Annotated in this window: 12 protein-coding genes; 6 read left to right on the top strand and 6 right to left on the bottom strand. The window is 45.1% G+C overall.

Annotated elements, in window-relative coordinates; all coding sequences use genetic code 11:
* Positions 1–56: 56 nt before the first annotated feature.
* The 5 genes from R7127_RS01270 to R7127_RS01250 form a co-directional block, all read right to left on the bottom strand.
* Complete coding sequence (locus tag R7127_RS01270; RefSeq protein ID WP_033906039.1) at positions 57–1,865, bottom strand: AMP-dependent synthetase/ligase; 1,809 nt, start codon at positions 1,863–1,865, stop codon at positions 57–59.
* A gap of 293 nt (positions 1,866–2,158) precedes the next feature.
* On the bottom strand, positions 2,159–3,118 hold the full coding sequence (gene calR / locus R7127_RS01265) for a LysR family transcriptional regulator CalR (RefSeq protein WP_005379693.1): 960 nt from the start codon (positions 3,116–3,118) through the stop codon (positions 2,159–2,161).
* Positions 3,119–3,671: 553 nt separating this feature from the next.
* Complete coding sequence (locus R7127_RS01260; RefSeq protein ID WP_213869517.1) at positions 3,672–4,718, bottom strand: MJ1255/VC2487 family glycosyltransferase; 1,047 nt, start codon at positions 4,716–4,718, stop codon at positions 3,672–3,674.
* Between the two features lie 3 nt (positions 4,719–4,721).
* Positions 4,722–5,270 (bottom strand): phosphatase PAP2 family protein, encoded by a 549-nt coding sequence (locus R7127_RS01255; protein WP_033906038.1) that lies wholly within the window; start codon positions 5,268–5,270, stop codon positions 4,722–4,724.
* 152 nt (positions 5,271–5,422) lie between these two features.
* Positions 5,423–6,220, bottom strand: coding sequence for an SH3 domain-containing protein (locus R7127_RS01250; protein ID WP_025998525.1), 798 nt, complete (start codon positions 6,218–6,220; stop codon positions 5,423–5,425).
* Positions 6,221–6,740: 520 nt separating this feature from the next.
* Here R7127_RS01250 and leuA point away from each other — a divergent pair.
* The 5 genes from leuA to R7127_RS01225 all read left to right on the top strand — a co-directional run bounded on the left by leuA (position 6,741) and on the right by R7127_RS01225 (position 12,705).
* Positions 6,741–8,288: a 2-isopropylmalate synthase gene (gene leuA, locus R7127_RS01245; protein WP_005379685.1), complete on the top strand. Its 1,548-nt coding sequence runs from the start codon at positions 6,741–6,743 to the stop codon at positions 8,286–8,288.
* Positions 8,289–8,370: 82 nt separating this feature from the next.
* Positions 8,371–9,462, top strand: coding sequence for a 3-isopropylmalate dehydrogenase (leuB, locus tag R7127_RS01240; RefSeq protein ID WP_005383068.1), 1,092 nt, complete (start codon positions 8,371–8,373; stop codon positions 9,460–9,462).
* A gap of 110 nt (positions 9,463–9,572) precedes the next feature.
* A complete protein-coding gene (gene leuC / locus R7127_RS01235) occupies positions 9,573–10,973 on the top strand; it encodes a 3-isopropylmalate dehydratase large subunit (RefSeq protein ID WP_005379681.1) in 1,401 nt (466 codons plus the stop codon).
* A gap of 11 nt (positions 10,974–10,984) precedes the next feature.
* On the top strand, positions 10,985–11,587 hold the full coding sequence (gene leuD, locus R7127_RS01230) for a 3-isopropylmalate dehydratase small subunit (protein ID WP_042522424.1): 603 nt from the start codon (positions 10,985–10,987) through the stop codon (positions 11,585–11,587).
* A 335-nt stretch (positions 11,588–11,922) separates the two neighbouring features.
* The gene (locus tag R7127_RS01225) at positions 11,923–12,705 is read left to right on the top strand and encodes a DUF547 domain-containing protein (protein WP_213961947.1); all 783 of its coding nucleotides are present in this window, start codon (positions 11,923–11,925) and stop codon (positions 12,703–12,705) included.
* 142 nt (positions 12,706–12,847) lie between these two features.
* Here R7127_RS01225 and djlA read toward each other — a convergent pair whose 3' ends face one another.
* Entirely contained in the window at positions 12,848–13,702 is an 855-nt protein-coding gene (gene djlA, locus R7127_RS01220; RefSeq protein ID WP_213961946.1) for a co-chaperone DjlA, read from the bottom strand.
* 266 nt (positions 13,703–13,968) lie between these two features.
* Here djlA and lptD point away from each other — a divergent pair, with 266 nt between their 5' ends.
* Positions 13,969–16,314, top strand: coding sequence for an LPS assembly protein LptD (lptD, locus tag R7127_RS01215; RefSeq protein WP_005379673.1), 2,346 nt, complete (start codon positions 13,969–13,971; stop codon positions 16,312–16,314).
* Positions 16,315–16,358 lie beyond the last annotated feature (44 nt).

Genomic DNA, 16,358 nt, shown 5'->3' with positions numbered 1-16,358 from the left:
GCGCGATCACATCACTGGGGATTTTTTCATCAATATAAAATCTAAGTCAGCTTAAGTTACTTTTTATCCGACTTTTCCTTATACATTTCTTCAATTTCATCTTGGTATTTGTCATTGATGACTTTACGACGAAGTTTTTGAGTTGGCGTTAACTCACCATCATCCATAGAGAAAGCTCTTGGTAACAATTTAAACTTCTTCACTTGTTCAAACTTTGCCAACTCTTTTTGAAGATCGTTCACACGCTTCTCAAGCATTTCGACCACCTGGTGGTGCTTAATCAACTCAACGCGATCGTGATATTTGATATTCAGCTCTTTCGCGTACTCTTCTAGCGAATCATAACAAGGCACGATAAGCGCAGAAACAAACTTACGAGTATCCGCAATGACTGCGATTTGCTCGATAAAGTGGTCTTTACCAATCGCACCTTCAATCATTTGTGGAGCGATGTATTTACCACCTGAAGTTTTCATCAACTCTTTGATACGGTCGGTGATGAACAAGTTGCCATTTTCATCAATGTAACCAGCGTCGCCCGTTTTTAGGAAACCGTGCTCATCAAAGGTCTTTTCCGTCTCTTCTGGCATTTTGTAATAGCCACGCATCACCATTGGACCACGAACCAGAATCTCGTTGTTTTCGCCGATCTTAACCTGTGCGCCAGGCATCGACATACCAATAGAGTCGGGGTTAAAACATTTATCATCCCAACACGATACTGTCGCCGTGGTTTCAGTCATGCCGTAGCCCAACTTAACGTTGATACCAATCGCATGGAAGAATCGACCGATGGTTTCATCCAGCTTTGCACCGCCACAAGGCATAAAGTTGATTTGCCCGCCAAGTAGCGCACGCAGTTTGCTCAGAACCAACTTATCCGCCAAAGCGTATGACTTACGCAGCAAGAGCGATGGCTGACGTTTTTCTTGATGACAAGCGGCCATTTTTGCGCCCATGTTGACTGCCCAAGTAAACATGATCTTACGGTGAATCGGCGCGCGAGACACTTTCTCGTGAATCGCAGAGAAGATCTTCTCATAGAAACGCGGTACGGCACACATCACGGTAGGTCGCACCTGGCTCAGTGCATCACGTACTTGCATGGTGTCTTGCAAATAGCAGTTGGTCGCCCCTTTGTACAATACATAAAAGGTCCAAGCGCGCTCAAATACGTGTGACAACGGAAGGAAACATAATGACACGTCACTTTGAGAAAGGCTCAAGCGCTGATCGTGCCCTTCCAATTGCGCCGCAATGTTTGCGTAGTCCAACATAACGCCTTTTGGCTGCCCTGTTGTACCCGAGGTGTAGATCAGCGTGAGTAGATCATCTTCTTTTGCCTGATCTAAACGCGCATCCAATTCAACTTGATATGTAGTGTCGCCTTTGGCAACAAATGCTTGCCAAGAGATAACGAAATCATGATCGCCAAGTTCTATATCATCAGACATCGCAACAATGAGCTCTAACTGTTCGCACTGGTCGAAAATGCTCACGGCTGCATCAAATTGAGGCTGTTCACCAACAAACAGAACTTTGACGTCTGCATTGTTAATGATGTACGCCGACTGAGCGGCAGTATTGGTTGGGTAAATAGGTACTGTCACGCTGCGTAATTGCAGTGCTGCGATATCAGCGATCGTCCATTGCGGCATGTTGTTCGAGAAAATGCCGATCTTATCTTGGACTCCTAATCCCTGAGCCAAAAGTGCAAGTGATAAAGCATCAACTTGCTGACCAAATTGCGTCCACGTAATACCTTGCCACTCCTCACCCACTTTATGCTTGAGTGCAACGCGTGTACCACCGTTCGCAATTTGTTCACGAATACGTTTAACGATATGAAAATCTAACTTGGCCATTCTTTTACTTACCTTTTGGCTTACAGGCGTAAGCTAATTGAGCGAACAAGTGTACTCACGGCTTGCTAAAACGCAACTGACCAGTATCAAACTTATCACTAATAAGAGACAACTATCACTTATACGTCGCGAACGTACCTAAAATTGCTGAATGATTACTCTATTTAACTTACTGTTTAGATTGTTTATTACGAAAACAAAAAGCCCCGAGAGACAAAAATCGCTCGGGGACCAATGAATTGTAAAAATTGATGATTACCAATATGGTCTAATCGAGAAGACCAAACGTCATCTTATTTTGCGGCAACGACTTCACCACAAGTGATCATCAGTTGATCGCGTAGCCAAATGTGGCCTTTATCTTTTTCACTTGATTCATGCCAGCTTAAGAATCCGCTGATTTCTTTGTTCGCAAATGGGAAATCAAGAATTTGCAGTTGATCGCTGTTTACCGCATTTTCCGCCATCCAACGTGGTGCAATAGTCACAAGCTCAGATTGACCCACCACGTATAGTAGGTTGCTTAAACTAGAACCTTCATACGCCGCTTGGCAATCCAGTTCACGGTACGCTTGCTCTGAGAAACTACGTTGGCCATGCACTTTCGATAACTTCGCATGCTTTTCGTTAAGCAGTTGCTCAGCCGTCACACCACCTTGAATGCGTGGGTGGGTTTTTGATGCGATAACCACTAATTCATCTTTGAAGATTTCAGTACTTGAGAAACCTTGCTCATCAAAACGAGCGTAGTCGATCACGAAATCAATTTCTTGGTAGCGCATACGCTCAGACAACAAACGGTCAAATTCTGCATCTAGATGAAGCTGAACGTTTGGTGCTTGTTGATTCACTTTTGCCATGATCTTCGGAGCAAAACGCATGTCACAAGGGCTGCAAATCGCAAGCTTGAATAAGCGAGTCGAAGATTCTGGCTGGAATACGGAGCTAGGAAGTTCATTGCGAATCAGCTGCAGTGCTTGGCGAATAGGACCAAACAGTTGACGTGCTCGTTGCGTAGGCTGAATACCACGGCCTTGGCGCATGAATAGCTCGTCGTTAAACATCACTTTTAAGCGTGCCACGGCGTTACTTACCGCCGGTTGAGACATGCCTAGGTTATGTGCTGCACGAGTAATATTTTGCTCTTGCATTACAGCATCAAATACTGTCAGTAGGTTTAAATCTACACCACGCAAAGTGCTTTCCATACGGTAGCTAGCAATTGCGCTCATCGCGTCTTTCTTCTCTAACATTGAGTGCGCCTCTTTTGTAATCGTCAACTTTGTTCATTAAATTCATAACGAATAGAATCCCATCTCGCACAAAAGACGGCGGCTGGATTCGAATCATTTTACGAATAGATAACCTAACTTTTTATTATATTTATCGTCCGGATACTTCCGGCTCGAACTGTACTATCAACTAATCGATTGCGGTTTCGCAACCAGATTGATATTTAATCAGTAAATTTTAGCCAATTAGGTATTTATTTGTTAAATAACAAAGGCTTGATAAAAACATAAAAAACTATAAAACACGTAAAAATGCATTCTTTGAGGACGTATTTAGCAAATTGATAGGACAGGCGGTCAACACAAGCATGCATTTAGCTCAGTTATTAGTTGAAATAAGAACAACAGATGACAGCTATATCTCTGATTGAATTTTGCACTTATCAGTCAAATTATCAGCAAATACACACTGAATAGAAATGAGAGAGGAAGAATAAAAATGCAGCCTTCCAAACAGAAAGGCTGCAACAAAATCGTGTCAAAAATGGAAGGAACAATGTACTGAACAACGTACTTAAATGTTCGACACGTAACTTGGAAAATCAACCTGCTCCCACAGTTGTCTGGATAACTCTGCTTTTGAATCCCATGCACCTTGCAGTACCCAATGAACAATAGCCTGAGCAACATCTGGGTATTTCACACTTTCGGCTTGTTGCTCCTTTAGCCACTGGCGTACTGCGGAAATGTCTAAGCTCTCCATCGACATCGCAAGCCCTAAGTCTTCTAAGGTCGCAACATTGCTCTGCTGCTCGAATTGACCCGCGAGTGGCTTTAGTAACAATTTTTTCCCCAAAGACAAGGCTTCTGAAGGAAGCTCAAACCCACCATTAGCAATGACACCACTACAGCGATGCAAATGATGTTGGAAGTTGCTGTGGCATAAAGGGCGCAGTTCTATGTTTTCTACCTGCTCACATTCGATCACATCCGGGTGATAACAGATAAACGCTTGTTGATTAAAGTGGAACAATAAGTCCGAGATATCTTCAATCGATTCGAACGGTAGATACACCAACACGAAGTCGTCGTTTTCTGCTTGGCTATCGACGGTATGCACTATCGGTGGTAACAAAGGTTGATCAAAATGATGCCAATGCAAACCAAGGTGATGTCGAGAAGGCGCAAAGTATTCAATGACGGATTTATCTAACCAACTTGCTCCCTTTAGTGGCACTGGATAACGGAAAGCATTTTGGTGGCTGATACCAATAGAAGGCTTATTTTGTTGTCTCGCTGCCCACGCAGTCACAGGTTCGAAATCATTAATGATAAGATCGTAGGACGACAGATCGAGTTGCTTAACTTCTTTGAAAAACTGCACCAAATTGTTATTCAATGCTGTTTTCGCGTAGTTTACAGAGCCTTTTTCGGTAATAAAGGTGAAGCCTCGACGAGTCTGGTAATCGCCAAATGCTTCCATTGAAAAGTATTTTTCCGGCGCTCGCCCAGAAAACAAAAAGTCGACCTCAACATCGTGCTCTTTAAACGCATGACTCATCGCCCTTGCGCGTGCAATATGTCCGTTTCCTGTCCCTTGAACACCGTACAAGATTTTCATCAATTAGCCTCCCAACATCGCAATCGCTAATCCACCACAAAGACTGCCAAGCAGTGCACCAATGATGACATCGGTAAAAAAGTGCACACCCAATAAGATTCGCGCGGTTCCGATTAAACTTGCCCAAAAGAATGCAGCAACGCCTAGGCTCGGATAGAAATGGTCAATCAGCGTCGCCATGACAAACGCAGCGGCAGTGTGTCCTGAAGGAAGACTGTAGCGATCAGAGGGGGTAATAAAAGCAGGAAGGAGTGCATTAAGCTCTTCAGGGCGACGACGCTTAAAACTATTTTTCAGCGTCCAATAAATTGGTAGCTCGATAGCAAAAGCAAGTAAACCCGCCAGTAAAAACCAGACTCCTTGCTCCTTATCTAAATACCAAGCTAATAACCCCAACACCAAGTAAAGATGCCCGTCACCACTGTGGGAGACTCCTTTGCTGATATTGGCGACTTGTTGATTAAAACGGTGCTTAAGACAAACACTAGAGAGCGCTAAATCAAACTTAGCAATGGTTGCAATTGGCTGTGTAATTGTCTCTATGGTTCGCATGTGACCTTTCCTTACTTTGACAACGCCTTTGTGTGAAAAGTAGGAGGTTTAGGTGACAACAGCATGACGGGAGTTTGGACAATTAATGACAAAGGCCAAATTAAGGTGCGCCCAACAATTTATCTATTGGGCATAACCATAAAAATAGAACATTAAGAAGGGTTTGATAGTTGCGGTTGAGGGGTGTCTATATACCAGACTTTTCTCTTCTTGCGGCAGGCGCGCAAAGAGCCCGTCGTCATGTCGCCATCTTTTGTAAGCTCATAGCTCAGTGAGCGGCAAGTATAGTTTCCCGACAGTTCATGCTCTATACTCGTTTGCTCCGTTTTACTCGAGTTAGGCTCTAGTAAAGGGTTAGGCTGTGTAGATAAAATGTCACGATTTATCACATTGCTGCGCGCATAATCCTTATGGACATAACCTTTTATCACTCCTTTCTGTTCAACGAGAAACCAAGGTTGATCAACTACTTTTGCTAGCACATTAAAGACTTCCCCTTTCGATAATACGCCAAGCTTTTCCCCTTCAAGACTCGGTTTGGAGCGTAGGTTTAATGTGGTCTTAGAGCGGTAAGAGACATCCATAAACTCTACTGGGTTTGAGGTATCGACACCTTCAGTGGTTGGTCGGAAAACTTCCGCTTGCTGTTTCTCACTAGGTTGAACACGGATCTTCCACCAAGAATACGTTTCCGGATCTTTACCTTTAAACTTATTTCGGCTGTCAGACTCAAGGGCAACAAGCATCTGATTCAAGAACGATTCGCGTCCTTCATAACTCAAAAATCGATCCATTTGATCATTGATGACCATGACGCTCTGTGAGTGATCATTCATAACAACGGGGGAAGCCACTTCCACATAGGTCTGCGATTGAAACAGCTGACAACCCGACAAGCTGACCAGAGTAAATACTATGGCTGAACGTCCAAATTGTTTTGTTAACCTCATTCTTTCCCTAACCCTTATATTTCTTTTTACCTAGTGCAACTGCACTACTATAAATGGTCATTCAAAACTTTTGCCAAACAATTCGGACCTTTGTGTGACAAGTCGCAATCCCGATGCTTGTTTTGGTAATGAAACGTCGCAAACTTGATGAGAACTTACTTCTTCTAGCACGTTTCTATCGCATCATGTTGTTTCACTTAGTGCATCATTTTTTTCAAGCAAACGAAAAGACTCATCCGATATGAATAAAAAATCGACTTTAGGGTTGACGCGCTTCATGGAGTGCGGTACTAATTTGTTAACTTAATTATGTGGAAAGCTTAACAACTATGTCAGCTCATTTTTCTATCCTGCTTAGCCTCCTCCTGATCGTGACCAGTTCGCGCGGGTAGGCTGTGGAAGAAAAATAACCACACCAATTTCTAAGAACCCGCATGAGAATGCGGGTTTTTTTATATCTAAATACTGGAAGTAAACGATTCACTTGCGCGAAAGTGCAGAAATCAGGAAGGAAGCAAACATGAACGATCAGGTCATTATATTCGACACCACATTGCGTGATGGCGAGCAAGCGTTGTCAGCAAGCTTGACGGTTAAAGAAAAACTGCAGATTGCCTATGCGCTGGAAAGACTCGGCGTTGATGTTATCGAAGCTGGCTTCCCAATCTCTTCACCAGGTGATTTCGAGTCTGTACAAACCATCGCAAAAAACATAAAAAACAGTCGAGTTTGTGCCCTTTCGCGTGCCGTTGCGAAAGACATTGATGCTGCCGCTGAAGCATTAAAAGTGGCTGACCAATTCCGTATCCACACGTTTTTAGCCACTTCCACCATTCACGTAGAAGACAAACTACGCCGCAGCTACGACGATGTACTAGAAATGGCAGTCAACGCCGTTAAACATGCACGTAACTACACTGATGATGTCGAGTTTTCTTGTGAAGATGCTGGTCGTACTCCAATCGACAACCTATGTCGCATGGTAGAAGCCGCCATCAATGCAGGTGCGAGTACAATCAACATTCCAGATACCGTTGGCTACACCGTACCAAGTGAGTTTGGTGGGATTATTGAAACTCTATTTAACCGCGTTCCGAACATTGATAAAGCGATCATCTCCGTTCACTGTCACGACGATTTGGGGATGTCAGTTGCCAACTCTATTGCCGCCGTTCAAGCTGGCGCACGTCAGATAGAAGGCACGATCAATGGCATTGGAGAGCGAGCGGGTAACTGTTCACTTGAAGAGATCGCAATGATCATCAAGACTCGTCAAGAGTTTTTGGGCGTTCACACTGGCATTAAGCATGATGAAATTCACCGCACCAGTAAGTTGGTTAGCCAGCTATGCAATATGCCTATTCAAAGCAACAAAGCAATTGTGGGTGCAAATGCGTTTAGCCACTCTTCAGGCATCCACCAAGATGGCATGTTGAAGAATAAGAATACCTACGAAATCATGACCCCTGAGTCTATTGGCCTAAAAAACCAAGCTCTGAACCTAACCAGCCGCAGCGGTCGCGCTGCCGTGAAGAGCCATATGGACACCATGGGTTACAACGAAGACGAGTACAACCTAGACGCACTGTATGCGGATTTCTTGAAACTTGCTGACCGCAAAGGCCAAGTGTTCGATTACGACCTAGAAGCCCTAATGCACTTCTCGAACTTGCGTGAAGAAGATGACTTCTACAAATTGAGCTACCTAAGCGTGCAGTCTGGCAGCGTAATGGCTACCACCAGCATCAAAATGCAATGCGGTGATGAAGAAATGTGTGAAGCAGCGGTCGGTAATGGCCCAGTTGATGCGCTATACCAATGTATCTACCGCGTGACAGGCTACGACATCGTTCTGGATAAATTCGACCTAACCGCGAAAGGTGAAGGTGAAGATGGTTTGGGTCAAGCAGACATCATTGCCAACTACAAAGGTCGCAAATACCACGGTACGGGTGTTTCCACCGACATCGTTGAGGCTTCCGGCCAAGCATTATTGCACGTTATTAACAGCATTCATCGTGCAGATAAAATCGAAGAAATGAAGCAGAAAAAGATTGCGACTGTGTAATAACAACCGGGCTACACGGCTCAGGAAAAAACACGCTCGTTGAAATAATTAAGCTCAAAATTAGAAAACTTAAAGGATTAACATGACAGACAAATCGTACAAAATTGCCGTCCTACCCGGTGACGGCATTGGCCCGGAAGTAATGGCGCAGGCACATAAAGTATTGGATGCAATCGAAAAGAAACATGGTATTGCGTTTGAGCGTGACGAGCATGATGTAGGTGGTATCGCGATCGACAATCACGGTTGCCCACTTCCAGAGAGCACAATAAAAGCATGTGAAGAGTCTGATGCAGTCCTATTCGGCTCGGTTGGCGGCCCTAAGTGGGAGCACTTACCACCAAACGACCAACCTGAACGCGGTGCCCTACTTCCACTACGCAAACACTTCCAACTGTTCTGTAACTTACGTCCAGCGCAAATTCACTCAGGTCTTGAAGCTTTCTCACCGCTACGTGCAGACATCTCGGGTCGCGGCTTTGACATCGTGGTAGTCCGTGAACTGACGGGTGGTATCTACTTCGGCCAACCGAAAGGTCGTGAAGGTGAAGGCGCAACAGAAAAAGCATTTGATACTGAGGTGTACCACCGCTTTGAGATCGAACGTATTGCAAAAATCGCTTTTGAGTCTGCTCGTCTACGTCGCAAGAAAGTGTGCTCTATCGACAAAGCGAACGTTCTACAAAGCTCTATCTTATGGCGTGAAGTAGTCGAAGAAATCGCAAAAGACTACCCAGATGTCGAGTTGTCACACATGTACATTGATAACGCGACTATGCAGCTTATCAAAGACCCTGCTCAGTTCGACGTAATGCTGTGTTCAAACATCTTCGGCGACATCATTTCTGATGAATGCGCGATGATCACAGGCTCTATGGGTATGTTGCCATCAGCAAGTCTAAACGAAAGCAAATTCGGTCTGTACGAGCCAGCAGGCGGCAGTGCACCAGATATCGCAGGTAAGAACATCGCTAACCCTGTGGCACAAATCCTATCTGCTGCACTGATGCTGCGTTATAGCCTAGGTGAGGAAACAGCGGCACAAGACATCGAAACGGCAGTTTCAAAAGCACTATCAGCGGGTGAGCTAACGGGTGATCTTGCTGGTGACAACCCTGCACTTTCGACGTCTGAGATGGGCGATAAGATCGCTGAGTACATCTTAAACTCTTAATACAAAACAGATTCATAATAAATACTAAATCCTCTATCCACCAATGACTTACCTCTAAGTCATTGGTGCTAAAACAAAGCAACAAGGATAACGAGGAAAGGAAGCAAACAATGGGCAAAACACTATACGAAAAAGTCTACGACGCACACGTTGCCGTCGCAGCAGAAGGGGAAAACCCAATCTTGTACATCGACCGTCACTTGGTACATGAAGTGACGTCTCCGCAAGCATTTGACGGCTTGCGTGAAAAAGGTCGTAAAGTGCGTCAGGTCAGCAAAACTTTTGCCACCATGGACCACAACGTTTCGACAACCACCAAAGACATCAACGCATCGGGTGAGATGGCTCGTATCCAGATGGAAACGCTATCGAAAAACTGTGAAGAGTTTGGCGTTACGCTTTACGACATCAACCACAAATACCAAGGTATTGTGCATGTTATGGGCCCAGAGCTTGGTATTACCCTACCGGGCATGACCATTGTTTGTGGTGACTCACACACTGCTACACACGGTGCATTCGGCTCGCTAGCTTTTGGTATTGGTACATCTGAAGTTGAGCACGTATTAGCGACTCAAACGCTAAAACAAGCGCGCGCTAAAACGATGAAGATCGAAGTGAAAGGCAAAGTAGCTCCGGGCATTACTGCGAAAGACATTGTGCTAGCAATCATCGGTGAAACCACAGCAGCAGGCGGTACCGGTTACGTAGTTGAATTCTGTGGTGAAGCGATCACTGACCTTTCAATGGAAGGTCGTATGACCGTATGTAATATGGCGATTGAGTTAGGTGCAAAAGCCGGTTTGATTGCACCAGATGAAACCACATTCGAATACATTAAAGGCCGTAAATTCTCCCCTCAAGGTGCCGACTTTGATGCAGCAGTAGAATACTGGAAGACATTAAAAACTGACGATGATGCTCAGTTTGATGCAGTCGTGACGCTAAACGCAGCAGACATTAAACCACAAGTCACTTGGGGTACTAACCCAGGCCAAGTGATCGCGGTAGATCAACCTATCCCAGCACCAGAAAGCTTTGCCGACCCAGTAGAAAAGGCATCGGCAGAAAAAGCATTGGCTTACATGGGCCTAGAGGCAGGCAAGTCATTGTCTGATTACAACGTCGATAAAGTCTTCGTTGGTTCTTGTACTAACTCACGTATCGAAGACATGCGCGCAGCCGCTGAAGTAGCGAAAGGTCGCAAAGTCGCGCCTCACGTTCAAGCGCTGATCGTTCCTGGCTCTGAGCAAGTAAAAGCGCAAGCAGAAGCGGAAGGCTTGGACGTTATCTTTAAAGAAGCGGGCTTTGAGTGGCGCCTACCAGGTTGCTCGATGTGTCTAGCAATGAACAATGACCGTTTGGGCCCACATGAACGTTGTGCGTCTACTTCAAACCGTAACTTTGAAGGCCGCCAAGGTCGTGATGGCCGTACCCACCTAGTGAGCCCTGCGATGGCAGCGGCAGCAGCAATTGCTGGTCACTTTGTAGATATTCGTGAACTAGACTAAGGAGCAAACCAATGTCAGGCTTTAAACAACACACAGGCTTAGTTGTTCCTCTAGATGCAGCGAACGTTGATACTGATGCCATCATTCCAAAGCAGTTCCTACAAAAGGTCTCCCGCCTAGGGTTTGGTAAGCACCTATTCCATGACTGGCGCTTCCTAGACGATGCTGGCGAACAGCCAAATCCAGAGTTCGTGATGAACGCACCTCGCTACCAAGGCGCATCTATCTTGCTGGCTCGTGAGAACTTCGGCTGTGGCTCATCTCGTGAGCACGCACCGTGGGCACTAGCGGATTACGGCATCAAAGCGATGATCGCTCCAAGCTTTGCCGATATTTTTTACGGCAACTCGATCAACAACCAAATGGTACCAGTTCGCTTGACTGAGCAAGAAGTGGATGAAATCTTCCATTTTGTTGAGGCGAATGAAGGTGCAGAAGTCGAGGTCGACCTAGAAGCGAATGTGGTTCGCGCCAACGGCAAAGAGTACAGCTTTGAAATCGATTCGTTCCGTCGTCATTGCTTGCTAAACGGTTTGGACAACATTGGCCTAACCCTTCAGCATGAAGATAAGATTGCCGAGTACGAGGCAAATATCCCGAGCTTCTTGCGTTAAGACGCGTTAGTACATACACAAATCAAGGGCTGGCAATTGTCGGCCCTTTTAATTATTTAGACAACTGATTTTATATCGCTTTGCTTACGGAATACCGAACGCCTCTGTTGAAATTCGTCATCCTGAACAGCGACGAAGGAGTGTGATTCAGGATCGACTGCCAGAGCGCACTGTGCAGATTAATACTGTCTTTACTCAAGAGTTTGTGGGTATTAGATTCCTGATATCGCTTATGCTCCTCGGAATGACGGCGAATAAAGGCCACTGATTACTGAAAGAAAACAAGCACTAAACTGGTCTACACTATCAACAATATCTCATTCAAAGGTATCTCTATGAAGCGTCTGTTATTGCTGTTGTGTGCTCTGGTTTCTTTCTCGACATTTTCCGCGCCTAAATCCGACTTATGGCCATATTGGAAACAATCGAATCAAGCCAACCAAACCCAAATTTTTCATCAAGAATGGCAACAACTGCTCGATACTTATTTAGTTGAACAAGGCGAGAATACCTTGTTTCGTTATAGCCAAGTCTCCTCTGTCGATAAAACCAAGCTGAAACAATACATCCAGCGTTTGGCAAAACTAGACCCTCTACAATACAGCCAAGCAGAGCAATATGCCTATTGGGTAAACCTTTACAACGCCATCACGGTAGATCTTATTTTGGATAACTATCCAGTCGAATCAATCACCAAGCTAGGTGGTTTATTTAGCTTTGGTCCTTGGGGAGACGATGTGGTCGTGGTCAATGGGAAGGATCTAACTTTAAACGATATTGAACATCGAATTTTGCGTCCAATTTGGAATGACCCAAGAACGCATTACGCGGTTAACTGTGCCAGCCTAGGATGCCCTAATCTGCAATCTCAAGCATTCACTGCTGACAACACGCAAGCTCTACTGGATAGTGCCGCCAAAACATTTATCAACAGCAGCAAAGGCGTATCTATCCAAGGTAACACGGCACAGCTGTCTTCTATTTATGATTGGTTTGCAACGGACTTTGGTGGAGAAAAACAAATCTTCAAACACATCGCAAAGTACGCACCGCAATACAAAAACTTCTCTGGCAAAGTGAAATACGAATACGATTGGGACTTGAATCAAGCCAACTAAACTGGGGGATGTGAGGTCAATTAGCATTAGGGACATAATAGGCCAAAAGCTAAAGACACCGGCAACTCAAAGACTAAGACATGAAAAAAAAGGGCACTGAGTGCCCTTTTTTACATCCAAATGTTTGATAGAAAACGTCCGACTACTTAAAGCCTTTAACCTTCTTAATAAGATCGTAAGCGTTTTGAATCTCTTGAGATTTCTCTTTCGCGACGTTCATCATCTCTGGTGGTAAGCCTTTAGCCATCAATTTGTCCGGGTGATGCTCGTTCATCAGTTTACGATAAGCACGCTTAACGGTTTTACTGTCTGCATCTGAAGACACATCCAGAATTTTGTACGCGTCGGCCAACTGATCCGCTTGTGAAGCTTGTTGCCAGCTACCACCAGAAGATTGGCCTTGATGCTGACCATAAAAACCGCCCTGGCTTTGGAAACGAAATGCGGCTTCTTGCATTTGCAAACGACGCTCTAATTGCTCAGAAGAGAAACCCAAACCACGTGCAATCTTGTGTAGTACATTTCGTTCACTCGGGTGGATCGAGCCATCTGCAAAGGCCGCCGAGATTTGCAGCTCTAAGAAAAATTGCAACAAGTCAAAGCGACCAGCTGTCGAAATTTTCACACGAACAAGAACATCTTCTAACGGAAAGTCGCTGCCTTTACCTTCACGAAACGCGTCTTGCGCTGCGCGACGCTGTTCGCCATGCAAATTCATGCGGTCCATCATGGCTGAAGCCAGTTGGATTTCCTCTTTGGTGACTTGGCCTTTCGCTTTTGCCACATGTCCCATTACCGCAAACGCCGCTTTAAAAAACTCTTCTTGGCGCTGAGCTTGACTTGGCCCTTTTCCAAAGCCGCCAGTAGAGAACCCGGCTTGACTCAAGCGACGTGCTTTATCGAATTGATGGCCAATAAATAAGCCAAAGAGTAAACCTAGCGGCCCGCCAAGTAACAAGCCAAAAAAGGCACCCAGAATTTTGCCAAAAATATGCATTATGTGTTCTCTATCAATGAATTTTTATCGACGACGGCGGTCTTATAGTGCCGGATGCAACGATTTCCTTTATGATAATGGAATTAGTTTTATTTCGGCTAGGCCATTTCGCCTGCTTATCTTTGCAGCTATTTTGTCGTCATTATGCCACAGTGAATCAATACGCTGGGATAAATGCGACTATAGTTGATTCATTTGGCTATTACGCTAGGGTACAACAAGCCCTATAGCCATCGAGTAGTAGTGACACAGGAAAGTTCAATTCAATGCAACATTTCTCCCGCACATTTTTAGCGGCCTCTATCAGCACCGCCTTGTTTGTACCCACCACTCAAGCTGAAGCGAATATCCATGATAGTGTGCAGGAAATGCCCGCCACAGATCAATGTTTGGTCGATACAAGTGGCGAGGAGGACGCTCTTAATACCCCAGTAGTGGTAGAAGCTGACACCCTGCAAGCCATCAATGGTGACAAAGCTCAGTACTCAGGTAATGTACAAGTCACCCAAGGCCAGAAGAAAATTACCGCAGATAGCGTAACGCTGCACCAACAAGACAACGTCGTGGTTGCCGAAGGCAACGTGACTTTCAATGACGGCCAAGTCAAAGCTCGATCTGATCGTGTTACTAACGACATTAATCAAGATACGTTTTCACTTGAGAACACCGATTATCAGTTCCTTTGCCAACAAGGCCGAGGCACTGCAGCCTATATAGCTCGCACAGGTCAGTCGGTTTATGAACTCGAAGACGGCTCTATCACATCGTGCCCTCAAGGCGATAATTCATGGCGATTGGTTGCGTCAGGCATCGATGTTGACCAAGATGAAGAGACAGCGACGCTGCACCATCCTCGATTTGAAGTGTTAGATGTGCCTGTTTTCTATGTGCCGTATCTAACCATGCCAATTGGAGATACGCGTAAAACGGGTTTCCTCTTCCCTTCTTTATCGTACGGTTCTAGTGATGGTATGGAAGTCGAGGTGCCATTCTATTGGAACATCGCGCCTCAATATGACATGACACTCACCACGCTCTATATGCAGCAACGTGGTACAAAACTCGATACTGACTTCCGCTACCTAACAGATGGTTGGGGAAATGGAGAAATCAAAGGCGAATACCTCAATAGTGATCGCAAATATCAGGACGAGTCTCGTTGGGGCTACCAAGTTAAACACGACGGTATCATCAATAAACAGTGGATAGTCAAAGTCGATTACTCAAAAGTGAGTGATATTGATTACTTCCTCGATCTCGACTCCGACATTGGTAACCGTGAAGATGGTCAACTGGTTCAAGAAGGACAAGTACAATATCGTTCTGACTTCTGGGATGCCTCGTTAACCGTTCGTGACTTCCAAATCTTATTGAAAGAAGAGAACCGCCCTTATCGCCTGCTTCCTCAGTTAGACTTGAACTACTACACGCCGTTGTGGGGAGATTACCTTAACTTTGACGTGAAGAGCCAAGTCAGCCGCTTCGATACGAGCGATGCTGCGCGACCAAATGCGACCCGTGTTCACATTGAACCAGGGCTTACATTACCACTCTCAAACTCATGGGCAACGTGGACAACAGAAGCGCGTGTGCTCTCTACGTATTACTCTCAAGACTTAACGGGTTTGACAGATGTAAACTTGCAAAACCAGTTGGATGATGAAGTTTCTCGTGTTATTCCTGAGTTCCGTACGCATGCGCAACTTTACTTAGAGCGAGATACAAGCTGGATCAAGGGCTACACACAAACACTGGAGCCTCAGCTGCAGTACTTGTACGTACCTGAAGAAGATCAAACCAACATCTACAACTACGATACCACCTTGCTACAAACCGACTACTACGGGCTATTCCGCAGTCGTAAGTACAGTGGCATTGATAAAATCGCCTCGGCGAACCAGTTAAGCTACGGTGCGAGTACTCGCTTCTTTGATGATGACTATAAAGAGCGTCTTAACGTTTCATTTGGTCAGATTTACTACTTCGATAAAAAGACCAAACTGAGCAACAGCCCAAATCTTCCGGATGAGACCACCAATTACTCATCATGGGCGATTGAAGCTGATTTCAACTACAACGATTACTTGTTCTATCACGGTGGAATTCAATACGATATTGATTTGAGCTCCATGCAGTTGGCAAACAGTACCTTGGAATACCAATTCAACGGCGGCTTTATTCAGGGTAACTATCGCTACGTTACGCGTGAATACATCGAAGATACGATCATTCTCGAAAACCTAGACACAATTACTCGTAAAGGTATTTCTCAAGCAGGTATTGTAGCGGCCTACGAGTTCAACCCGAACTGGTCTGCGAGTGGTCAATACTACTACGACCTCAATGAAAATGCGGACCTAGAATGGTTAGCGAGCCTACGTTACCAATCTGACTGTTGGTACATTGGCGTCACTTACTCAAACCAATTGCTTGGTTGGGAAGACCAAGCTATCGGCAGCACCGGGGCATCACCTGAATACGAAAATAACTTCAGCGTTAACTTCGGTATTCAAGGCTTTGCGACCAACCAGCGTGAAGACACTGCTGTCAAAGAACTGGATGGTTCTGACAACGCGATTAAGTACGGCCGCCCATTCTATCTGAACAATTAATCAAAATAGGCGTCTTAAATGAATAAGACGCCTATTCAAAAATA

Origin of the sequence: Vibrio sp. 1159, assembly GCF_033340395.1 — a bacterium.
GTDB classification, from domain to species: Bacteria; Pseudomonadota; Gammaproteobacteria; order Enterobacterales; family Vibrionaceae; genus Vibrio; species Vibrio alginolyticus.
Note: the sequence above shows the minus strand (reverse complement) of the source record. Positions and strands in the feature narration are given on the sequence as shown.